Source organism: Arthrobacter alkaliphilus (genome assembly GCF_021483235.1).
Taxonomy (GTDB): Bacteria; Actinomycetota; Actinomycetes; order Actinomycetales; family Micrococcaceae; genus Arthrobacter; species Arthrobacter alkaliphilus.
This window is the reverse complement of record NZ_JAKEEC010000017.1, coordinates 71,679-92,140: the sequence shown is the minus strand read 5'-3', so window position 1 is coordinate 92,140 and position 20,462 is coordinate 71,679. Positions and strand designations below refer to the sequence as shown.

Annotated in this window: 21 protein-coding genes and 1 riboswitch; of the genes, 10 read left to right on the top strand and 11 right to left on the bottom strand. The window is 65.6% G+C overall.

All coding sequences use genetic code 11. From position 1 onward, the window contains the following. The 3 genes from L0B83_RS13025 to L0B83_RS13015 all read left to right on the top strand — a co-directional run. Positions 1 to 652 (top strand): zinc-dependent alcohol dehydrogenase (locus tag L0B83_RS13025; protein ID WP_234758871.1); only part of this gene is annotated, 652 nt, incomplete at its 5' end. A gap of 2 nt (positions 653 to 654) precedes the next feature. After that, a complete protein-coding gene (locus tag L0B83_RS13020) occupies positions 655 to 1,050 on the top strand; it encodes a 6-pyruvoyl trahydropterin synthase family protein (RefSeq protein WP_234758870.1) in 396 nt (131 codons plus the stop codon). Positions 1,051 to 1,098: 48 nt separating this feature from the next. Next, on the top strand, positions 1,099 to 2,328 hold the full coding sequence (locus L0B83_RS13015) for a DNA glycosylase AlkZ-like family protein (protein WP_234758869.1): 1,230 nt from the start codon (positions 1,099 to 1,101) through the stop codon (positions 2,326 to 2,328). Positions 2,329 to 2,353: 25 nt separating this feature from the next. Here the strand turns inward: L0B83_RS13015 and L0B83_RS13010 are convergent, their stop codons facing one another. The 3 genes from L0B83_RS13010 to tadA all read right to left on the bottom strand — a co-directional run bounded on the left by L0B83_RS13010 (position 2,354) and on the right by tadA (position 3,705). Then, entirely contained in the window at positions 2,354 to 2,629 is a 276-nt protein-coding gene (locus L0B83_RS13010; RefSeq protein ID WP_234758868.1) for an acylphosphatase, read from the bottom strand. Beyond that, positions 2,626 to 3,012, bottom strand: a complete 387-nt coding sequence (locus tag L0B83_RS13005; RefSeq protein ID WP_234758867.1) for a VOC family protein — start codon at positions 3,010 to 3,012, stop codon at positions 2,626 to 2,628. Before L0B83_RS13005 ends, L0B83_RS13010 begins: the two co-directional genes overlap by 4 nt. 183 nt (positions 3,013 to 3,195) lie before the next feature. Further along, on the bottom strand, positions 3,196 to 3,705 hold the full coding sequence (gene tadA, locus L0B83_RS13000; protein WP_234758866.1) for a tRNA adenosine(34) deaminase TadA: 510 nt from the start codon (positions 3,703 to 3,705) through the stop codon (positions 3,196 to 3,198). A 23-nt stretch (positions 3,706 to 3,728) separates the two neighbouring features. On the opposite strand from tadA, the gene upp reads away from it, so the two are divergent. Further along, positions 3,729 to 4,364: a uracil phosphoribosyltransferase gene (upp, locus tag L0B83_RS12995; RefSeq protein ID WP_234758865.1), complete on the top strand. Its 636-nt coding sequence runs from the start codon at positions 3,729 to 3,731 to the stop codon at positions 4,362 to 4,364. Between the two features lies 1 nt (position 4,365). On the opposite strand, the gene L0B83_RS12990 is transcribed toward upp, so the two are convergent. Together L0B83_RS12990 and L0B83_RS12985 are read right to left on the bottom strand one after the other, a co-directional pair. Beyond that, entirely contained in the window at positions 4,366 to 4,596 is a 231-nt protein-coding gene (locus L0B83_RS12990; RefSeq protein ID WP_234758864.1) for a hypothetical protein, read from the bottom strand. Positions 4,597 to 4,708: 112 nt separating this feature from the next. Further along, the gene (locus L0B83_RS12985) at positions 4,709 to 5,416 is read right to left on the bottom strand and encodes a TetR/AcrR family transcriptional regulator (protein ID WP_234758863.1); all 708 of its coding nucleotides are present in this window, start codon (positions 5,414 to 5,416) and stop codon (positions 4,709 to 4,711) included. Positions 5,417 to 5,515: 99 nt separating this feature from the next. On the opposite strand from L0B83_RS12985, the gene L0B83_RS12980 reads away from it, so the two are divergent. The 3 genes from L0B83_RS12980 to L0B83_RS12970 are packed head-to-tail and all read left to right on the top strand — an operon-like array spanning position 5,516 to position 8,152. After that, positions 5,516 to 6,988: an MFS transporter gene (locus L0B83_RS12980; protein WP_234758862.1), complete on the top strand. Its 1,473-nt coding sequence runs from the start codon at positions 5,516 to 5,518 to the stop codon at positions 6,986 to 6,988. Positions 6,989 to 7,042: 54 nt separating this feature from the next. After that, complete coding sequence (locus L0B83_RS12975) at positions 7,043 to 7,420, top strand: VOC family protein (RefSeq protein ID WP_234758861.1); 378 nt, start codon at positions 7,043 to 7,045, stop codon at positions 7,418 to 7,420. Between the two features lie 54 nt (positions 7,421 to 7,474). Next, entirely contained in the window at positions 7,475 to 8,152 is a 678-nt protein-coding gene (locus L0B83_RS12970; RefSeq protein ID WP_234758860.1) for an HAD-IA family hydrolase, read from the top strand. A 24-nt stretch (positions 8,153 to 8,176) separates the two neighbouring features. Here L0B83_RS12970 and L0B83_RS12965 read toward each other — a convergent pair whose 3' ends face one another. The 6 genes from L0B83_RS12965 to L0B83_RS12940 all read right to left on the bottom strand — a co-directional run bounded on the left by L0B83_RS12965 (position 8,177) and on the right by L0B83_RS12940 (position 17,242). Then, complete coding sequence (locus L0B83_RS12965; protein ID WP_234758859.1) at positions 8,177 to 10,243, bottom strand: ArnT family glycosyltransferase; 2,067 nt, start codon at positions 10,241 to 10,243, stop codon at positions 8,177 to 8,179. A 6-nt stretch (positions 10,244 to 10,249) separates the two neighbouring features. Continuing rightward, complete coding sequence (locus tag L0B83_RS19760) at positions 10,250 to 12,373, bottom strand: glycosyltransferase family 39 protein (RefSeq protein ID WP_268820868.1); 2,124 nt, start codon at positions 12,371 to 12,373, stop codon at positions 10,250 to 10,252. Beyond that, the gene (locus L0B83_RS12955) at positions 12,370 to 13,755 is read right to left on the bottom strand and encodes a bifunctional glycosyltransferase family 2/GtrA family protein (protein WP_234758858.1); all 1,386 of its coding nucleotides are present in this window, start codon (positions 13,753 to 13,755) and stop codon (positions 12,370 to 12,372) included. The genes L0B83_RS19760 and L0B83_RS12955 overlap by 4 nt, the downstream gene beginning before the upstream one ends. Before the next feature lie 146 nt (positions 13,756 to 13,901). Next, on the bottom strand, positions 13,902 to 14,654 hold the full coding sequence (locus L0B83_RS12950; protein ID WP_234758857.1) for an aggregation-promoting factor C-terminal-like domain-containing protein: 753 nt from the start codon (positions 14,652 to 14,654) through the stop codon (positions 13,902 to 13,904). A gap of 2 nt (positions 14,655 to 14,656) precedes the next feature. Then, positions 14,657 to 14,830: riboswitch (cyclic di-AMP (ydaO/yuaA leader) on the bottom strand. A 179-nt stretch (positions 14,831 to 15,009) separates the two neighbouring features. Beyond that, the gene (locus L0B83_RS12945; RefSeq protein ID WP_234758856.1) at positions 15,010 to 16,488 is read right to left on the bottom strand and encodes a sensor histidine kinase; all 1,479 of its coding nucleotides are present in this window, start codon (positions 16,486 to 16,488) and stop codon (positions 15,010 to 15,012) included. A gap of 13 nt (positions 16,489 to 16,501) precedes the next feature. Continuing rightward, the gene (locus tag L0B83_RS12940; protein ID WP_234758855.1) at positions 16,502 to 17,242 is read right to left on the bottom strand and encodes a response regulator transcription factor; all 741 of its coding nucleotides are present in this window, start codon (positions 17,240 to 17,242) and stop codon (positions 16,502 to 16,504) included. Positions 17,243 to 17,457: 215 nt separating this feature from the next. Between L0B83_RS12940 and L0B83_RS12935 the strand changes: the two genes are divergently transcribed. From L0B83_RS12935 to L0B83_RS12925, 3 genes are all read left to right on the top strand, one after another. Further along, positions 17,458 to 18,276 carry a hypothetical protein gene (locus L0B83_RS12935; protein WP_234758854.1) on the top strand — a complete coding sequence of 273 codons (819 nt, stop codon included), beginning with the start codon at positions 17,458 to 17,460 and terminating at the stop codon, positions 18,274 to 18,276. Between the two features lie 245 nt (positions 18,277 to 18,521). Next, positions 18,522 to 19,340, top strand: coding sequence for an alpha/beta fold hydrolase (locus L0B83_RS12930; RefSeq protein ID WP_234758853.1), 819 nt, complete (start codon positions 18,522 to 18,524; stop codon positions 19,338 to 19,340). Further along, a complete protein-coding gene (locus L0B83_RS12925; protein WP_234758852.1) occupies positions 19,337 to 20,329 on the top strand; it encodes a diguanylate cyclase domain-containing protein in 993 nt (330 codons plus the stop codon). The genes L0B83_RS12930 and L0B83_RS12925 overlap by 4 nt, the downstream gene beginning before the upstream one ends. The last annotated feature ends 133 nt before the right edge of the window (positions 20,330 to 20,462 follow it).

Genomic DNA, 20,462 nt, shown 5'->3' with positions numbered 1-20,462 from the left:
TCAATCGCCCCTCTGGGGCCAAAAATACTTGACACAATCACTCACCGGCATCGCGGAGATTGCCCTCAATGCCCTGTGGGAGGCCGGCCCCCGGCTCGGTGACAGGATCGCCGTCGTCGGCGCCGGATTGGTAGGCGGCATGACCGCGGCGCTGTTGCGCAGCTTCCCGCTGGAGCGGCTGCAACTAGTGGAGACCGATCCGGGGAAGCGCGGGTTCGTGGAGTCCCTGGGCGTGGAATTCGCCTTTCCCGACGACGCAAAGCAGGACTGCGACATCGTGTTCCACTGTTCAGCCACCGACGGCGGCCTGGCTCAAAGCTTGCAATTGGCCGGGGACGAGGGCGAGATCATCGAGCTGTCCTGGTACGGGGACCGGGCAGTCTCCCTGCCATTGGGAGAAGACTTCCATGCCCGGCGCCTCTCCATCCGCGCCAGCCAGGTTGGAGTAGTTGCACGTTCGCGCCGGCACCGCCGCACCTCAAGCGAACGGCTGGAGCTTGCCGTGTCCCTCCTGCGCGATCCCGTGTTCGACGCCTTCCTCACCGGAGAGTCGCAGTTCGAGGAGCTCCCGGAGGTCTTCCACGCCTTGGAAAACGGCGAGCCGGATGTTCTTTGCCGCGTCATCAACTACCCAGTAACCAGGAAGGCCTAACGATGTTCAGCCTCACCGTCCGCCAGCACTTCATGATCGCCCACAGCCTTCCGCGGGAGGCGTTCGGACCGGCCCAGGGCCTCCACGGAGCCACGTTTGTGGCCGAGGTGACGTTCCGCCGGGCCCAGTTGAACGACGATGCCATCGTGCTCGACATCGGCGCAGCCGGGACCATCCTGGACGAAGTACTGGCGGGCCTCAACTACAGGAACCTCGACGAGCACCCGGACTTCGCCGGACAGCTCACGACGACGGAAGTGCTGGCCCGCTTCATCGCCCAGGCTGTCGCGGAGAAAGTCCGCCCGAGCGACGACGGCGGTGCGCTCGCCGGCGTCGACGTCGTCCTCCGCGAACATCCCGACGCCTGGGCCGGCTACTCGCTGGATTTCGATCGGTAGCCCGCGCGGACATGCCCCGTTTTGCCGGCAACAGTGCAGAATGGGGCCATGACGTCCGCCGTGCTTTCCACCCAAACGCTCACCCCGGAACTCCTCCGCGCCTGGGCGTGGCACCGGCAAGGACTTGACGGCTCGCTCTCCGGCAAGACGTCCGAGGACGTCCTGGACCGCGCCGGCTGGGCACGTTCCGTGGGCGGCGCCAACCCTTACCTGACCCTCTTCGCGCGGGCTGGAATCCGACGCGAACAGGTGGACCGGGACGTCGCCGGGCTGAGAATCCATGAGCTCCCCACAGCCCGCGGATGCACATATGTCCTCGGCCGGAAGGACTTCGCCTGGGGACTCCAAGTCGGCCGGGAGGCCGCTATGGCGCCGTTCAAGGTCCTGGCCCGGCTCGGCGTCGAACGCGGTGAGATCACCCTGCTCGAAGAACAAGTTCTGCACCTCCTCATGGAATCCGGCGAACCCATGGATCCCAAGCAGCTCAGGGACGAGCTCGGCGAATCCGTCCGCAGCCTCGGTGAAGAAGGCAAAAAGAAGGGCGCGTCCACCACCCTCCCCACGGCTCTGGGCCTCTTGCAAGCCGACGGCCGCATCCGCCGGGTTCCCGTCAACGGCCGCCTCGACCAGCAGCGCTACGCCTACACATCGTGGACGCTGCCGCCCAGCGGCCTGGACGACGACGGCGCCCGCGCGCGCTTGATCGAACGGTACCTGCGGTGGACCGGCGGAGCGACGTTCAAGCAGAGCCAGTGGCTAAGCGGGCTCACGGTGACGCGGAGCAAGGCGGCGCTGGCCGCCGTCAATGCCGTCGAAGTGACCACCGCGGCAGGCGAGCAGCTCTGGATGCTGCCCGACGACGTCGAGCAGCTTTCCGCGTTCACGCCGCCGCAGGAGGAACAGATCCAGCTTCTCGCCGGTACGGATTCCCTGGTGCTGTTGCGCAGGAATTCCGCGGACATGCTGGCTGAGGGGGATCGGGGCCGGAAGATCCTGGACACCATGCTGGCGTTGCAGGCGGACCTGTCGGACCACCCGATCCTGGACCGGGGACGCATCATCGGATTGTGGCAGTACGATACCGGCAAGGAACGGATCGCCGCCTGGACCTTCGACAGGCCCACCGCGGCCGTCACGCGGCGAATCAGCGAGGTGGAGAGTTGGATCCGCGAGGATCTCGGCGATTTCCGCTCGTTCAGCCTGGACTCGCCGGCATCGCGCCAGAAGCGCATTGACGCGCTTGACAAGGCGAACGCGGCGAACGCCGCGAACGCCTGAGCCCGGGCGCGGTTTGGGGTCTGGTTCAGTCCACCCAGAATCCGGAGAACTCGCCGGTGGCAGGCGTGAAGGTGGCATCCACGTTTTTCACGCGGCCCGGGGCATCCCGGGATTGCAGCCATTCCACTAGGGAATCGACGGATTCGCGGTCCCCCTCAGCGATCACCTGCACCGAGCCGTCCGACTGGTTGGCCGCCTCCCCGCTCAGTCCCAGCGATCGGGCTTGGTGCATCGTGGAATAGCGGAAACCGACGCCTTGGACGCGGCCGGTCACGATGGCGGTGAGGCGCACTTGGCTCATGCGGCACCCGATCCATACGGTCGCGTGATCGCCTCCAGGAAATGCCCGTCCGGATCCGCGAAGTAGACGCCACGACCGCCGTCGTTGTGGTTGATCTGCTGCGGGCGGGACCGTGCAGGGTCCGCCCAGTAAGGGATGTCCTCGGCCTGGATCCGGGCGAAGATCCCGTCGAAGTCGTCTTCGCTGACCAGGAAGGCATAGTGCTGCGGGGAGATGGGCCGGTCTGCCGTCGCAAAATCAAGGGCCACCCCCTGGTCGAGGGACACGGTCACGAAGGACCACATGGCTTGCGGCTTCGCCAGTCCAAACACCTGGGCCAGGAACTCCGCGGAACGGCGCTTGTCCGTCGCGTAGACGATGGTGTGGTTGAACGAGACGGTCATGAGGTCCTCCGTGGTGTGCGTTCTGAGACCATCTGACGTCCAACGGATCGGCAATTGCAAGGCCCTTTTGACCACTTCGCGACACATTCTGCTCGATCATTCGTTGCTCCTCGGGTCCGCTGCCGCGTGATTCCGGGGGTGCGGGGAATTGGCCCTTCGAATGATTGAGCAGAATGTGAAGCGCTATTTCCGGTGGGCTGCGAAGAAATCGCGCAACAGGGCCGAGCACTCCTCTTCGCGCACGCCCGCGTAGACCTCCACCCAGTGGTTGAGCCGGCGTTCCCGCAGGATATCGAAAACGGATCCGGCGGCGCCGGCCTTCTCATCCCAGGCGCCGAAGACCACGCGGGGAATCCGGGCCAGGACAACGGCTCCGGCGCACATCGCGCATGGCTCCAACGTCACCACGAGGGTGCAGTCTTCGAGCCGCCAGCCGTCTCCGCCTTCGCCGAGCTCAAGGGCGTGGCGTTGCAGTGTGGCGGCTGCAGCGCGGATGGCGACGATCTCGGCGTGTGCCGTCGGGTCGCCTTGCGCTTCCCGTTCGTTCCGCCCGGCACCCAGCACGCCGCCGTCGGGCCCTAAAACGACGGCGCCGATCGGGACATCCTCCGTATCCAGCGCACGCCGGGCCTCATCGAGGGCAAGGCCCATCCAGGCCGAGTGCTCGGCGTGATACGGCTCGTTGGTGCTCATGCCTCAATGATAGTTTTGGAGTCATGCGCACACTCGTCGTGGACCACCCGCTGGTCGCTCACAAGCTCACCGTTCTGCGGGATAAGAACACTCCTTCACCGGTCTTCCGGCAACTCACCGAAGAACTCGTCACCCTGCTGGCCTACGAGGCCACCCGCGAGGTCAAGACCGAGGCGGTAGAGATCGAAACCCCCGTCACCAAGGCAATCGGCACCGCCTTCACGAAGCCGACGCCGCTGGTGGTCCCCATCCTGCGCGCAGGCCTCGGCATGCTCGAAGGCATGACCAAGCTCGTCCCCACCGCCGAGGTGGGCTTCCTGGGCATGGCCCGCGACGAAGAGACCCTGGACATCATCACCTACGCCGAGCGGCTCCCCGAGGACCTGACCGGCCGCCAGATCTTCGTGCTGGACCCCATGCTTGCCACCGGCGGCACCCTGCGCGAAGCCATTAAGTTCCTGTTCAAACGCGGCGCTTCTGACGTCACGTGCATCTGCCTGCTGGCCGCCCCGGAGGGCCTGAGCAAGCTGGAAGAAGAGCTTTCCGAGGCCAACGTCAAGGTTGTCCTAGCCTCGATCGACGAGAGGCTCAACGACAAGGCCTACATCGTTCCCGGCCTGGGCGACGCCGGAGACCGCCTGTACGGCGTGGCAGGCTAGCTCAGTCCTCGCCGTCCGAAGCGGCGGTGGGGGACTTGAACCAGGTGGCGACCACACGGACACCGCCGTGCACGTCCCGTTCCGTCTCGATTTCAATCTCGGAAGCTGTTGCCCCCATGCCGAGAAGATCCTCACGGTACTTGGCGACCAGCGCACTGAGGCTCTCTTCGCTCCACTCGCCCGGACGCATCCTGGTCGAGATTTCAACTGGTTCGGGCTGGTAAAGGGACATGCCGCGCCTCCTGGATCTCCGTGGTTCTCGTGGCCGGGGCCGATCGCCGTTGAGCTGAAAGGAATCTCAAAGCTAACACGGAGGGTCAGGCTTGTGGATGCCGTAGGGGGCCTTAACCTGCCCGGAGCTGCGCTTTGCTCGCCTTGAGTACGATGGGCAACTTGGACCGCAGGGTGCACTCAAGCAGCTCGTCGGCGGTGGGGTCCTGTTCGTAGAGGTCGGGCAGGCGGATGCCGATCAAAGTGTTCATGAGCATGCCCTGTGCAAGGAAGTCGCGGGCGGCCTCGGGGGACAGCCCGGCTTCGTCCCGGACCAGGCGGTAGATGCTCAGGAACCCTTCCCTGGCCCGCGCACCGATCGCGGGCTCGTGGCCTGAGACGAACGCCTGCATCAGCATCATGAGGATTCCGCGGTCCTCCACCAGGTCCGCGTACGCGATGGCCATCAGCTGTTTGAGCTGTTCGGGCCGTCCGCTCCCAACAGCAGGATCAAGCTGCTGCAGTTGCTCGGTGAGTTCTCCGGCGTCGTAGGCTGCGATGACTTCGCGGAACCTGCCCAGCAACTTGCCGTGCGCGCGATCCAAGGCTTCCAGGAAGAGGGTCTCCTTGGTTCCGAACATGCGCACGACGTATGGCTGGCTGATGCCTGCCGCCTTGGCCACCCGGTCGGTCGTGGAACCGGCGTAGCCGCGCTCGGCGAAGACGCCGGAGGCGGCGTCCAAGATCAGTTCACGTCTCTGGGCGGCAGGAATCCGCTCGGCCGTTGCTTGGCGGCTCGCGCCTGCTTCCGGGGCCCCGGCGCCCTCTGTTTTCTTCACCACACTTGACATGTTATCAGTCGATAACTAACTTTGGATTTAAGTAATCATTCGATTACAACAACCGGAATCCACAACCCCCAGCGAACCCGTGGAGTCATCATGAAACGCACCATTCCCGTCTGGTTGGCCATTGTGGCGGCCTCCCTTCCTGTATTCATGGCTACCTTGGACAACCTGGTGGTCACCAACGCGCTCCCTGTGATGCATAAGGCCCTCGGCGCGACGGTCGAGGAATTGCAGTGGATCGTCAACGCCTACGCCCTGAGCTTCGCGGCGTTCATGTTGCTGGCTGTCGGCCTGGGGGACCGCTTCGGCCGCCGGCGCGTCTTCATCGCAGGCCTCACGATCTTCACCCTCGCGTCCGCAGCGGCCGCGCTCAGCACGGAACCGTGGCAGCTCATCGCCGCCCGCGCGGTCCAAGGCGTTGGTTCCGCGGCGCTCATGCCCCTTTCGCTCACCCTTCTGGTGGGCTCGGTCAGCGACAAAATGCGCCCGCTCGCGATCGGCATTTGGGGCGGAGTTTCCGGGCTGGGTGTCGCCCTTGGTCCGCTGATCGGCGGCGCCGTGGTGGAAGGCTGGAGCTGGGAAGCGATCTTCTGGCTCAATGTGCCCATCGGCGTCTTGTCGGTCCCGCTGGCGCTCTTCGCGCTGCCGAACAGCTTCGGCGCCCGCGTCCGCGCCGACCTCGTTGGTCTTCTTCTCTCCGGGCTTGGGCTCCTGGCGCTCGTGTTCGGGATTGTCCGGGGGAACGACGCCGGCTGGTCCAGCGCCGAAGTCCTCGGCGCCTTGATCGGCGGCGGCGTCCTGCTGCTCGCCTTCGTCCTGTGGGAATCCCGCGCCGCCGCGCCGCTGCTTCCCCTCCGGCTTTTCCGCGACCGCAGCTTCACGGTGGCCAACCTGGTCGGATTGACCTTCAGTTTTGGGATCTTCGGCTCCGTCTTCATCCTCATCCAGTTCCTGCAGGTGGTGCAGGGGCACGGACCACTCGCTGCAGGCGTCATGACCATGCCCTGGACCTTGGCTCCCATGTTCGTTGCACCGCTCGCCGGCCTGCTGGCTCCGCGGCTTGGCACCAGGGCCCTGATTATCGCGGGCCTCGTGCTGCTCGCCGCCGGCATGTTCTGGCTGGCCGGGGTCCTCTCCGCCACCGTCCCGTACGAAACGTTGGTCCCGGGCTTCGTCGCAGCGGGTATCGGCATGGGCCTCGTCTTCGCCCCGATGTCGACGGCGGTGCTCGCCAATATGCGCCCTGAGGACCACGCGAAGGCGAGCGGGACCAATTCCACGCTCCGGGAGATCGGCGTCGCGCTGGGCGTAGCCGTCCTGACGGCGGTCTTCACCGGAGCCGGCGGCAAACTCACGCCCACGGGCTATGTGGACGCGGCAATTCCCGCCATCTACGTTGGTGCGGCTGTCCTGGTCCTCGCGACCCTGGTGGCCTGGCTTCTTCCATCCCGCGCCCAGGCGCAAGCTGAAACCGAAGCCGGCGTGGGCACCCGGGCAGGTTCCGCCGTCGAACTCATCAACGCGGGGTCACTTACGGCCCATTACGAGCAGCAACATGGGCTGTAAGTGACCCCTCGTTGTGCGTTGTGCTTGGCTGCCTCCGCGGATAGCCTGTGGCGCATGGACTGGAAACTCGAACTTGTGTATGTGCCTGTGTCCGACGTTGACCGCGCCAAGGATTTCTACGTCAACAAGGTGGGCTTCAACGCCGACTACGACGAGCGGCCCATGGACGGTCTCCGCTTCGTCCAGCTGACTCCGCCCGGTTCGGCCTGCTCTATCGCTATTGGCGAGGGCCTCAACGATGCCCCTCCAGGCACCGCCCCCAGCCTGCAGATCGTGGTCAGCGACATCCAGGAAGCGCACGATCAGCTCAAGGCCAACGGCGTCGAAGTCAGCGACATCGACGTCCAGGACTGGGGCCACTTTGTGTACTTCGCTGATCCCGACGGCAATAAGTGGGCCGTTCAGTACATTCCACACCGGCCCAACGGCTAGGACTCCTGCCGTAAGAGTTAGGCCCCGGGCCGCCCGCGCAGGCAGGATGGATGCATGAACCTGCCTGCTGAAGCCGTGAAGACCCTCACTGTCCGGGCTGTCCTCTTCGATATGGACGGCACCTTGGTGGATTCCACCGCGATCGTGGAGCAAGTGTGGGGCGAGTTCGCCGGCCGGTACGGACTGGATATCGATGAGATTCTGCGGACTTCGCACGGAGTCCAGGCCAAGGACACAGTGCGCCGGTTCGCCCCGCCCGGAGCCGACGTCGACGCGCTCGCCGAGGAGCTCGGCGAGATGGAGCGGACCCGTACCGAAGGGATCGTGGCATTGCCCGGGGCTGACGAACTGTTGCGGTCCTTGCCTGCCGATGCCGTCGCGATGGTGACCTCGGCCGATCGGATCCTTGCCGGGGTGCGCATGCAAGCAGCCGGACTCGGGATGCCTCCGACCACCCTTACGTCCGAGGCGGTCACCCGCGGCAAACCCGATCCCGAAGGCTACCTCAAGGCCGCGGCCCTGTTGGGCGCCGAGCCTGCAGATGTAGTGGTGTTCGAGGATGCGCCGGCGGGTATCGCGGCCGCCATCGCCGCCGGAATGACCACCATCGTGGTGGGTGGCAACGGCGGGCCGACGGCGGACGGGCTGTGGCAGATACCGGACTACTCCGGGGTCACTGCCACAGTCACCGCCGACGCCGAAGGCCGCCGGGTAATCGAGCTCCGCTTCTAGGCGGCCAACGCCGGCACCGCACGCTCAGCGCGCCAGTGCGTACACCGTGGTCCCACCGATGGTCTGCGCCTGGAAGTTCGCAGCCACCCACTGGGCGATCTGCGCAGGAGCTTCCGATCCGCTGTTCGACCGCATGGTCCCGCCGGCGATGAAGTAATGGATCTTGCCCTGCGCCACGAACTGCTGGAACTGTTCAAGCGTGGGGGATGGGTCCGTGCCGTTGAAGCCGCCCACGGCCATGACGGGCAGCCCGGTGGCCAACTGGTAGCCGGCGGCGTTGTTGGAGCCTACGACGGCGGCGGCCCACGTGTAGTTCGAGGCCCCGGATGTGAGCGCGGCAACCATGGCCGACGACGGCGTGCTGGCGCCGAGCAGGCCGCCCATGCCGCCTTGCCGGTTCCCGCTGAAGCCGCCGCCCAGGGTACCCGGCTGCTGGAGGGCCTGCGGGGGAGTGCGCTGGGCTGCGTTGTTTTGGCCTGCGTTGTTTTGGCCCGTGTTCTGGCCGTTTTGTCCGAAGCCGCCCCGGCCGAAGACGCCGGCACCGAAGCCGCCGAACGCCGGCGTCGGACCGGCGCTGGGGATTGCTCCGCTGTGCGTCACGGAAGCGGTGGAGATCGAGTATGCCAGCGGACCGGCGAGGGAGGCCGCGAGGGCAAGCACCGCCGTCGTGCGCTTGAGGAAACGGGAGGGGAAACGTCCGGAGAGCACAACTCCGGCCGCGGCCACCAACGCGCCCAAGAGCACCGCCCAACGTAACAGCGGACCATACGCGTTGGTGCTGCCCAGGACACCGAACGCCGTGAATCCCGCTGCGGCTACAGCTGCGGCGAGCATGACCGCGGCGACGAGCTGCGCGCGGTGCTGCCACAAAAGCGCGCCGCCCAGGCCTGCGAGCCCTGCGATTCCCGGGGCCAAAGCCACTGCGTAGTACGGATGGATGATGCCGGCCATGAAGCTGAAAACCAGCCCGGTGACCACCACCCAGGAACCCCACACGATCACTGAAGCGCGGACGGAATCGGTGCGCGGAGCACGCCGGCCGAGGCACAAGAGCCCCGCACCGAGGATCAGGACGGACGGCAGCAACCACGCGATCTGGCCGCCGAACTCGCTGTTGAACATCCGGAACAGCCCGGGAACGCCCCAGCCGTTGCCGCCCCCTACGCTCCCGGTCTCGTCGCCGCTGAGCCGGCCCAAGCCGTTGTAGCCGAGCGTCAGTTCCAGGATGGAGTTGTTCTGCGAGCCGCCGATGTACGGGCGCATGTTTGCCGGAACGAGTTCGACAACCGCGAGCCACCACCCGGCCGAGGCCACCATGGCTGCGCCGGCCGCAAGCAACCGAAGCAGGCGCCGGCCCACACCATCCTGTGCGGCAACCAGGTACGCGACGGCAAAGCCGGGAACCACCAGCAGGACCTGGAGTTGCTTGGTGAGGAAGCCGAAGCCCAGGAACACGCCGGCCAGCAGGAGCCAACGCAGCTTGTGGTCCTGGATGGACCGCAGCGTGGCGTACCCGGCGGCCGTCATGAGCAGCACCAGCAGGGCATCCGGGTTGTTGAACCGGAACATGAGTGTCGCTACGGGGGTGATCGCCACGACGACGACGGCCAGCAAGCCTGCCCGGTGGGCGACCCGCGGATCACCGGTGGCTGGGGCTGCGGCCCGCCGGACCGCCAGATACAGCAGCCACGCCGTCGCCACGCCCATGAGCGCTTCGGGAACCAGGATGCTCCAGGAGTTCAGCCCGAAGATCCGGACCGAGAGGCCCATGATCCAGAGCGACGCGGGCGGCTTGTCCACGGTAATGGAGTTGGCGGCGTCGGAGGATCCGAAGAACCACGCGGTCCAATCCTGCGAACCGGCCTGGGCTGCCGCGGAATAGAACGGGTTGGCCCACCCGGACGCGCCGAGGTTCCAGAGATACAGGACCGCAGTTGCGAGAAGTGCAATGCCGAGCTCCACGCGGTGCCGGAGGGTCTGTGGTTCCCTTGCGATCCTGCTCGTGCGTGGCTTCCGTAACGGCCCGGGTTGGTCCTGCCGGCCGGGAGGCCCTGCCTCGGAGTCCGTGTCGGTGGAATAGGAAGTGGTCATCGGAATCTACTTTGTCAGCTTGTAGACCGTGGAGGTACCCACCGTCTGGGCTTGGAAGTTGGCCTGCACCCAGGAGGCTACCTCGGAATTGCCGCCTTGGCCTCCGAATCCGCCGCCGCCGCGCATGCCTCCGCCTGCGATGTAGTAACCGATCTGTCCCTTGGCCACCATGTCCTGGAATTGTGCCAGGGTGGGGTAGGGGTCGCCGCCGTTCCAGCCACCGAGTGCGATCACGTTGGTGTTGGTGGCGAGTTCGAGGCTTGCGGCCTGGGTGGCGCCGGATACGATCGCCGACCACTTCGTGTGCGTCGACGTAAGCAATGCGGTCAGTCCTGCGTCGGCTGTTCCCTCGGAACCGGGCCCGCCCGCCTGACGCGGACCAGCAGCACCGGAACCACCGGCACCGGCACCACCGGCTGCGCCGAATTCCCCGGCGCGGTTTCCGAAGCCGCCCATGGCGGAGCCCGCGGGTCCGGACGACGGGATGGAACCGGAGTGCGCCGTGGCCGCGGTCGCGAGCGTCCAGGCTGCGGTACCGAGCCCGCCAGCCAGGAGCGAAACCACGACGACGGCGGCGGCCGCCGCGTTCCCGAACCGGCCCACCGTTTTTTGGCCGGCAAAGCGCAATGACTCGAGGCGGAGCAGGATTGCCGCAGCCGCGATGACGCCGAAGACGACGATCACGATCCGCAACCACGGAAGCCACGAGGCGTCGCGGCCCAGGAGGACAGCGGACCAGATTGAACTACTGAGGACGACCACGGCCAGGACGATCCGGGCCGGCCAATATCCGCGGCCACGCCACAGTTCAACGCTGCCAATGCCGACCAAGGCCGCGATGGCCGGAGCGAGCGCTACCGCGTAGTAGGCGTGGACTATTCCGCTCATGAAGCTGAAGATGCCCGCCGTGACCAAAAGCCAGCCACCCCAGAGGATAAGCGCGGCACGGGTACGGGAGGCCCGCGCTTCCCGGCGGGTGAACCAGAGGCCTGCCGCGAGGAGGATCAGCGCCGCCGGGAGAAGCCAGGAGACCTCAGCACCGAAGCTCGCGCCAAACATGCGGGCGATCCCGGCCGCCCCGCCGAAGCCGGTGTTCCCACCGCCACCGCCGCCGAAGGCGCCTAAGCCGCTGAAATTGCCACCATCAGGCGCGCCGGCTCCGCCTCCGCCGGGCCTTCCTTCACCCGAACCGGTGATGCGGGACAGCCCGTTGTAGCCGAAGGTCAGCTCAAGGAAGCTGTTGGTTTGCGAGCCAGCCATGTATGGCCGCGCCGAAGCCGGAGTCAGCTGGAACAGGGCAACATAGCTTCCGGCGACCACCGCGATTGCGGCCAAAGCGCCGAGCAAGTGCAATAGCCTCCGCCGCAACGGGGTAGGCGCGGCCCAAAGGTATGCGAGTCCCAGGCCGGGAACAATCAGGAAACCCTGCAGCATCTTGCTCAGGAACGCGAGCCCCACCACCGCGCCTGCCGCGACCAGCCACTTCCAGCCCGCGCGTTCGATGGCGCGTGTGGTGAAGTAGGCGGCGACGACCAAGCACAAGGTCAGCATGGCGTCTGGATTGTTGAAGCGGAACATGAGAGCGGCCACCGGGGTGAGCGCCAGAGCTCCACCGGCCACCAAGCCGGCGGCCGGTCCGGACACCCGCTTGACCGTCAGATACAAGAGCCCGACGGCGGCCACGCCCATGAGCGCCTCGGGTACCAGCATGCTCAGGGGTGAGAAGCCGAAGATCCGGCCTGCCAAAGCGGGGATCCAGAAGGAGGCCGGAGGCTTGTCCACGGTGATGGCATTGCCGGCGTCGAGCGAACCGAACAGCAACGCCGTCCAGTCCTTGGTTCCGGCCTGGATCGCCGCGGCGTAGAAGGAGTTCCCATAGCCGGTGGCAGCGAGGTTCCAGAGATACAGGAACGCGGTGGCTACGAGGAGCCCGGCCGCGGACGGCCGGACCCAGCGGGGCTGCCGGCCAAAGACGTACCCTTTCCAACGCGCGGCGTCCGGGGTTGATGCGGCGGCCGGGTGCCGGTCCTGGGCAGTCCCGACGGCGGTAGCCCCGCCAGCGGCAGTCGCGGCGGCAGGAACCTCAGCTCCGCCCGGACCTGGGGTTGCGGGAGTGATCGTGGAGGTCATGATGCTGCCGTTTCTGTGTGTGATTTGGCTTGTGTCGTGGGTTCAGCCGACTGCGCGGCGGGCTGCCGGAAGACCCAAAGGCGGAAGAGCAGGAAGCGGACTGCCGTGGCGGCGAGGTTCGCTGCGACCACGGTGAGGAGCTCACCCCAGCGGTCCGGCGTCGTCGTACTGTGCACCAGGGCGAGGGCCGCGGAGGTGAGGGCGAGGCCGATCCCGAAGACGATCAGTCCCTCGAAATGGTGCCGAACGGGGTTGCCGCCTTGGATGCCGAAGGTGAAGCGACGGTTGGCGCCGGTGTTGGCGATGGCTGTGAGGAGCAGCGCCAGGAAGTTGGCCATCTGGGGATCCATGAATCCGCGGCAGAGCAGGAAGATGAGCACATAGGCGAGGGTGGATGCGGCGCCGATCGCGGCAAAGCGGACCAGCTGGCCGAAGAGGCTGCTGCGCCGGCCCTGCTCGGCTGTGCGGGACGATGCCGGGAGCGGCCCGCGTGCAAGTGCCGCCCGCAGCTCCGGGACGGGAATGCGTCCTGAGACGAGATCGCGGGTGAGCCGGGCCATGCCGCGGATGTCGGCGAGTGCGGTGCGCATCACGTCGACGCTGGAATCGGGATCGTCGATCCAGTCAACGGGAACTTCATGGACCCGGAGGCCGCAGCGTTCGGCGAGGACCAGGAGTTCAGTATCGAAAAACCACGAGTTGTCCAAGGTGTGCGGGAGGATCTGCTGGGCGACGTCGGCCCGGATCGCTTTGAAGCCGCACTGGGCATCGCTGAAGCGGGCGCCCATGAACGAGTGCAACATCAGGTTGTAGCTGCGCGAAATGAACTCCCGCTTGGGACCGCGGACAACCCGTGAGTTGCGGGTGAGCCGTGTACCGATGGCGAGGTCCGAATGGCCGGAGATCAGCGGTGCCAAAAGCGGTGCCAGTGCGGCGAGATCCGTTGAAAGGTCCACGTCCATGTAGGCCAGCACCGGGGACGGCGATGCGAGCCACACCTTGCGCAGGGCGTTGCCGCGTCCCTTCTCCTCGAGATGGACAACCGCGAGTTCAGGCAGTTCCCTGGCCATGCGTTCCGCGATTTTCAAAGTGTCGTCCGTGCTCGCGTTGTCAGCCACGGTGATGCGGAAGCTATGCGGGAAGGACTCGCTCAAGTGGCTGTGAAGCCTGCGCAGGCACTCTTCGAGGTCGCGTTCCTCGTTGAAGACGGGGATCGTGACGTCGAGGACGGGGGTGGCGGTGCGGGTATCCACGGGGGTGCGCCGGGCCGTGCCCAAGCGCCCCGCGCCCAGTTGGTCGAGCGTCGCCGCTTGGGCGGGGAGGCCCGGCGGCACCACGGCGGGGTCCTTCAGGGTTCCGGAGGTGGATTCGGTGAGCGTCATGTATCCAGAGTGCCGTCACCGAATATGAAGGCTTTAGGCGGAACCTGTGACGTAGCTGTGGATCTCCGACCGGACGCGGATCAGACGCCAAGAAACGTCGAGGTCCGCCCCGGAAGGGACGGACCTCGACGTACTCGGCTCTTGGCTCAGTACCAGTTGTGGGCCAAGTGGAAGGACCACGCTGCGGACGGCGATCCGTAGCGTTCCTTGATGTAGTTCAGACCCCAGCGGATCTGCGTCTGGAAGTTGGTCTGCCAGTCGGCGCCCTCTGTTGCCATCTTGTCGCCCGGCAGTGATTGTCCAATGCCGTAGGCGCCACTTGAAGCGTTGGTGGCGGTCGTGCGCCAATCCGATTCCTTGTTCCACAAGGTGATCAGGGCTGACATTTCGCCTTGGCCCCAACCGTAGGAGGGAAGAAGGCTCGCGGCGTAAGCCTGGGCAGCGGAGGGGTCATCAACGGCGACGGGTGCGGCTGGCGCCACCGGAGCCGGGGGTGCGGGCGGTGCGGCAGGTGCGGCCGGTACGGCAGCCTGGGCCGCGACGGCGGCCGGAGCCGGGGCGGCTGCCTGGCTCGGCGTCGACGTAGCGCTCGGCGTGGCGCTTGCACTGGCGCTCGCGCTTGCCGAAGGTGTGGCGGTGGCCGACGGCGTGGCTGCTTGGCTCGCCGTGCGGGAATCGGACGCGCGGCTGATGTCCTGGGCATTGATGGCTTGTCCGGCGGCCTGGCTGGCAGCGCCTGCACCGAGGAAAACGGCAACGACGCCGGCAACCACTGCCATGCGCTGGCCGGTGCCGAGGTTCGAGGCGGCTCGCCTCATCGCGGAACGTGACTTCTTATTGCGGGCGGGTTCGCCTCGGTGGCGCGCAACAGGGCGCGACTGATCCTTGGAATCAGACATGGTGATTGCCTCTCGACGCCTGCGGAGTTAGCTGTCGGATTCGGATGAGGTCATCCGGCCGTGGCCACTTGCGAATCGCGGCGTCACGGCTTCACCCCTAGGGCTGGCTCAACAGAGCGCTTGCCCGGAGACCTGGGTCCCCCGTCTCTGCCTGGAGTGATGGGCGCCGGGGAGTGGCAGAGCTCGGCGTCTACCCGGCGGTGGCGGAACGGGTCCTGCCCACCTATTCGACGGTACAGGAGGATCCGGCTTAAGTCACATTTAGGTAACGGAGGTCACGACGCCGGTGCGTCGACTTGCGCTCGCCGCAACCCGGAGGGGTAGATTTTTGGTTTCTTTGTCAGGCCGCGTCTTGTCAGGCCGCCGCGGTCTTGAGCGCCGGGAGCCGCACTGCGAATTCCGTCCGGCCGGGCCTCGATGCAACTTCGACCGTGCCGCCATGCGCCTGAACAATGGATTCCACAATCGACAAGCCGAGCCCGGACGTGCCCTCGGAGCCGGAACGGGCGGCGTCGGCCCGGGCAAAGCGGGCGAAGATCCTGCCCTGGAATTCAGGCGGAATGCCCGGGCCGTTGTCGGTAACGGTCACTACGGCGCTGCCATCGGCGGACCGCATGACGCCCGTGACCACGGTGGTTCCCGCCTCGGTGTGCTTGCGGGCGTTGGAGAGCAGGTTCGCCAAAACCTGGTGGAGTTGGGTGGTGTCGCCGCGGACAATCAGGGGCTCATCCGGGAGCTTGAGCTGCCAGATGTGGTCGGGCGCCATGACTTTCTCGTCGTTGACGGTCTCAATCACCAACTGCGTCAGGTCCACATCGGTGAATTCGGGAGCCTTCCCTTCGTCCAGCCGCGCCAGGAGAAGGAGGTCCTCCACGAGGGCGGTCATGCGCTCCGACTGGCTCTGCACCCGGCCCAACGACTTGCGCCCGTCTTCGGTGAGCGTCTCCGTCATGCGCAAGAGCTCGGTATATCCGCGGATGGCGGTCAAGGGGGTCCGTAGTTCGTGGGATGCGTCGGCCACGAACTGGCGCACCTTTGTTTCGCTTTGCTGGCGGGCCTCGAGGGCGTTCGAGACGTTGTCCAGCATCAGGTTCAAAGCATGTCCGACGCTTCCCACTTCGGTTCCTGGATGGGCCGCGGACGCCGGAACGCGGACCGCGAGGGCCACCTCACCGGCGTCGAGCGGAAGTTTCGACACCTTGGTGGCGACATCGGAGAGTTGCTCCAAGGGCCGCATGGTGCGCCGGATCAGCACGGTTCCGGCCAGCCCGATCAAGGCGAGCCCGCCCAAGGACACGAGCACCATGGTCCAGACGAGCGAGGCCTCGGTGTCCTCTTTCGAGGCGAGGGGCAACCCGGTGATGACAACGTCGCCGTAAGGGCTTTGGGTGGCCACCAGCCGGTAGCCGCCGTTGGACAGGTCGCGATCAACGGGCTGGCCATCCGGGGGGAGAGCCAGCAGGACCCGGGCGTCGCTGGGCGACAACGGCGTGCGTGTGGCATCGGAGGACAAGAAGCCGGCATCGCTGCTCACTTGGCCCGCAAAGATGCGCGCATTCAGAGTGCCGATGCTCTGGCCCCGGGCGTCCAAGGGATCCGGTCGGCCGCCAGGGTTGCCTAGCGGCGGACGGCCACGGGAGGCTTGCATCAATCGCTGGTCGAGCTGCTTTGTCAGGAATACGTCCATGGAGGCATAGCTGACCACCCCGACGGCGCCGCAAATGGCCACAAGCAGTGCCATGGAGAGCAGGATCAGGCGCGTGCGCAAGTGCCAGGTTGAAGGATTGAACCAGCTATGGCCGGGTTGCCGGGGGATACCGGAGAGTGCGGACATTTCGGCGCCCCGGCTATTCGGCAGGCTTGATGACGTAGCCTGCTCCGCGGACTGTGTGGATCATGGGCGGGTGGTTGGCCTCGATCTTCTTGCGCAGGTATGAGATGTAAAGTTCCACGATGTTGGCTTGCCCGCCGAAATCGTAATCCCACACGCGGTCCAGGATCTGAGCCTTGCTGACCACGCGCTTGGGATTCTCCATGAGGTACCGCAGGAGCTCGAACTGGGTCGCCGTGAGCGGGATGTCTTCGCCGCCGCGGGTAACTTCACGCGTGTCAACATTTAAGATCAGGTCACCCACCACCAGCTCGGCCGTGTCCATCGCGGCCACTCCCGAGCGCTGGACCAGGCGGTGCAGGCGCAACAGGACCTCCTCCATGCTGAAGGGCTTGGTGACATAGTCGTCCCCGCCTGCGGCCAACCCGACAATGCGGTCCTGCACCTCATCCTTGGCGGTCAGGAAGAGCGCGGGCACCTCCGGCGCAAACGCGCGGATCCTGCCCAGCAGCTCAACGCCGTCGAACCCTGGAAGCATCACGTCCAACACCAGGACGTCCGGCCGGAAGTCCTTGGCGAGCTTGACCGCAGCCGGACCGTCGCCGGCCACCGCCACCGACCAGCCCGCCATGCGCAGGCCCATGCTCATGAGCTCGGCAAGGCTCGGTTCGTCGTCCACCACGAGGGCGCGGATCGGGGAACCGTCCGGGTGGCTGAGCTGGGGAAGGTTGTTGGTCATGGAGTGCGGGGATGCCATAAGACAACTCTCCAATCTGCCGGTTAGCCGACGCTTTGCCGATGCTGTGAGCACCCTGTGAGTCTCAGCCTAGCCAGCTGTCCGGAGGCAGGGTATGCCCGCCGAAGGTCACAGGCAGCCCTGCCGTTCGACACAGCCCACTCACAGCAAGGCGGCTGACGCTGTTTTGGACAAGGACAACAACCGCAACGGCCTTGACTTCGATGGAGAGAACCATGGAACAGCGCAACAACCCCTCCGTACCCGGATCCACGCCCGAAAACGGGCAGCCCCAGCCGGTGATCCGGCCCGTGGACGAGCCCGCGCAGCCTTTTGCCCCGCAGCCACCCGCGAATCAAACCGCCGGGTGGGGTGCTCCTCAGGCTCCGGTGAACCAGCAGCCTGCCGCCGGATGGGGTGCTTCGCAGGCCTACAGCGCAGGACAGACCCGACCGTCGTTCTTCAAGGATTGGAGCCTGAAGAAGGGGCTTATTGTTGGCGGCGTGGCGGTGGTGGTCGCTGCTGCGGCAGGAGCTGGTGCATATGCTGCCGGAAGCAGTACCTCGGCGGCGGATACGGCCAACACGCGCACCGGTGCCGGACCGAATGGCCAGGGCGGATTCGGCAGCCAGGGCGGCACGAATCCAGGTCCGGGCGGGTCGAACGCGGGTCCGGGCGGGTTTGGGGTCGGGATGGGCGGCCTGAATGCCGCGGTCCACTCGGAATATGTGGTCCTCCAGAACGGAAGCTACGTCACCATGGCTGGCCAACTGGGTACGGTCACCGACATCTCGGCGAGCTCGATGACCGTCAAGAGCGAGGACGGGTTCATGAAAACCTACGCGCTAGGAACCGACGTTGTGGTAGCGGAGGGCCTGCGGCAACGCGGAGGTGGAAACGGAAGCGCCGGGAACACCCTGACCCTCGCTGACGTGAAATCCGGATCCAGCGTGAGGGTCACTGCGCTCAAGGAATCCGACAAGTACACCGCGCAATCGATCCAGATCGTCACTGCCACGGCATCGAGCACCCAAGGAACGGGCACCACCAACTAATCCTGCGGGTCCGGACGAGGGCTAGTTGGCAGTGTTTCGGCGGCGGCCAGCGAGGCTGTGTGCGGGAAGGTGTGACGCCGGATACGATGTGACTTGCATTGTCCACAGGCCCTTGGAGCCTGTGCTTGCTGTGGGCAACATGCCCCGGGGGGAAGACAAGGCGCGGACGCGGGCTCAAGGACGATCCCGGCGCGGATAGTGCGAACGCGGGTTAGCCCGGTAGCACATGAAAGGTGAGGAATCCGATGACCGCGTCGATGGTCGAGCGGCACAACGTCACGGTCTGGGGGGCCACCGACAGCCAGGTCCTGATGTTCGCCCACGGCTTTGGGTCGGACCAGAAGATGTGGGACCGGATTCTGCCGTCCTTGTCGGAACAATATCGTTTGGTTCTCTTCGACCACATGGGCTCCGGAGGATCCGATCCGGCATTCTATGATTCGTCGCGGTACTCAAGCCTCGATGCCTACGTTTCCGACCTCCTGGAGATCTGCGCCGAGCTGGACCTCACGGACGTGACGCTCATCGGCCACAGCGTTGGGGCCATGATGGCCATTTCGGCAGCCGCCGCCGACCAGCATTCACGAATCGCCCGGCTCGTTCTGGTAACGGCTTCGCCCAGCTATATGAATCACCCGGCTGACGGCTACTTCGGCGGCTATTCCAGCGATGAGCTGGACGAGCTCTTTGAATCCTTGGACGCCAACTACCTCGTCTGGGCCGAAGCCATGGCCCCCGTGTTCATGAATGTCCCCTCATCTCCCCACTTGGAGCAGGAATTGCAGGGCAGCTTCCGCCGGATCAACCCAACGGTTGCCCGTGACTTTGCCCGCGTCGCGTTCTGTTCCGACGTGCGGCATTTGTTGTCCAGCGTCGAACTGCCGGTGCTTATTCTGCAGAGCACCAACGACGTCCTCACTCCTGAACACATCGGTACCTACCTTCAGGAACGCATGCCAAGGAGTGTCCTTGTCACACTTACCGCGACGGGACATTTCCCACAGACGAGCGCCCCGGAAGAAACAGTCAGCGCCATACTCGACTACCTCGGCGCCGCTGCATGAGCGACGGAACGGCGGGGTACCGGCAAATATTCGACGCAGCCCCTGCCGGTTACCTGCTTACCCGGCCGGACGGCACGATCGTCGATGCGAACCGGACGATGTACGAGTGGACCGGACGTGGCCAGGAAGAGCTGCTCGGGCTGAACCTGCTCGCCCTCTTGCCCGCCGGCGACAGGATCATGTTCCTGACCCATGCCATGCCGGCCATCGAATCCAAAGGTTCGGTGAAAGAGCTTGCGGTGGAGATTCTCGCCGTCAACGGCGAAAGAGCGCCGGTATTGCTTGCGGTGTCCCGGACATCGCTTTCCACGGAAGGACCGACCGCCTCCGAGTCCGAACTCAACGTCGTCGTCGTGTTCGGCGTCCACGAGAGGCGCCTTTATGAGCGGGAACTTGCCGCCACGTTGCGCAGGCTTGAAGAATCGGAATCCGAACGCGCCAAGCTCCTTGAAGAAGCTAGGCATCAAGCCATGCATGATGCCCTGACCCGTTTGCCGAACCGGACGTTGTTTACGTCGCGCCTTGACGAGGCCTTGGAGCGGGCCGGGATCCATGGACTGTATGTCGGTCTCTTGTTCTGTGACATCAATAGCTTCAAGGACATCAATGACACCTATGGCCACGCAGCGGGGGACCAGGTCCTGCGCCATGTCGGCGGACGCTTGGCCGGGGCGGTCCGCGAGGTCGATACAGTCGCGCGATACAGCGGTGACGAATTCGTCGTCCTCCTCCCGGACTTGGAATCACCCGAAGAAATTGCCGTCATCGCCGCCCGCATCTTGAGCAACGTCGATCCGGGGTGCCTCGTGGGGGAGTCGAAGCTGCGCGTCGAGCTCGCCGTCGGCCAAGCGGTGACCGCAAAGATGAGGCCGATGCTCCCCGACGCGCGGGAAGAATTGGCGCGGCAACTCCTCACCCAGGCCGACGCAGACATGTATCGGTGCAAGCCACGGCATGAGCCGAAGCGGGAAACCACTGACGCGGCGTGACGCCGAAGGGTTTGCAAGGGCTTGGCAGGGGATTTGCCAAAGAATTTTCGCGGGACGCAAACCCTCGATTGGACAACGGTTGTTTCATATCTCGAGATTCAAGGGCAAGCGCGTGACGTCGTCCGAGATTCAG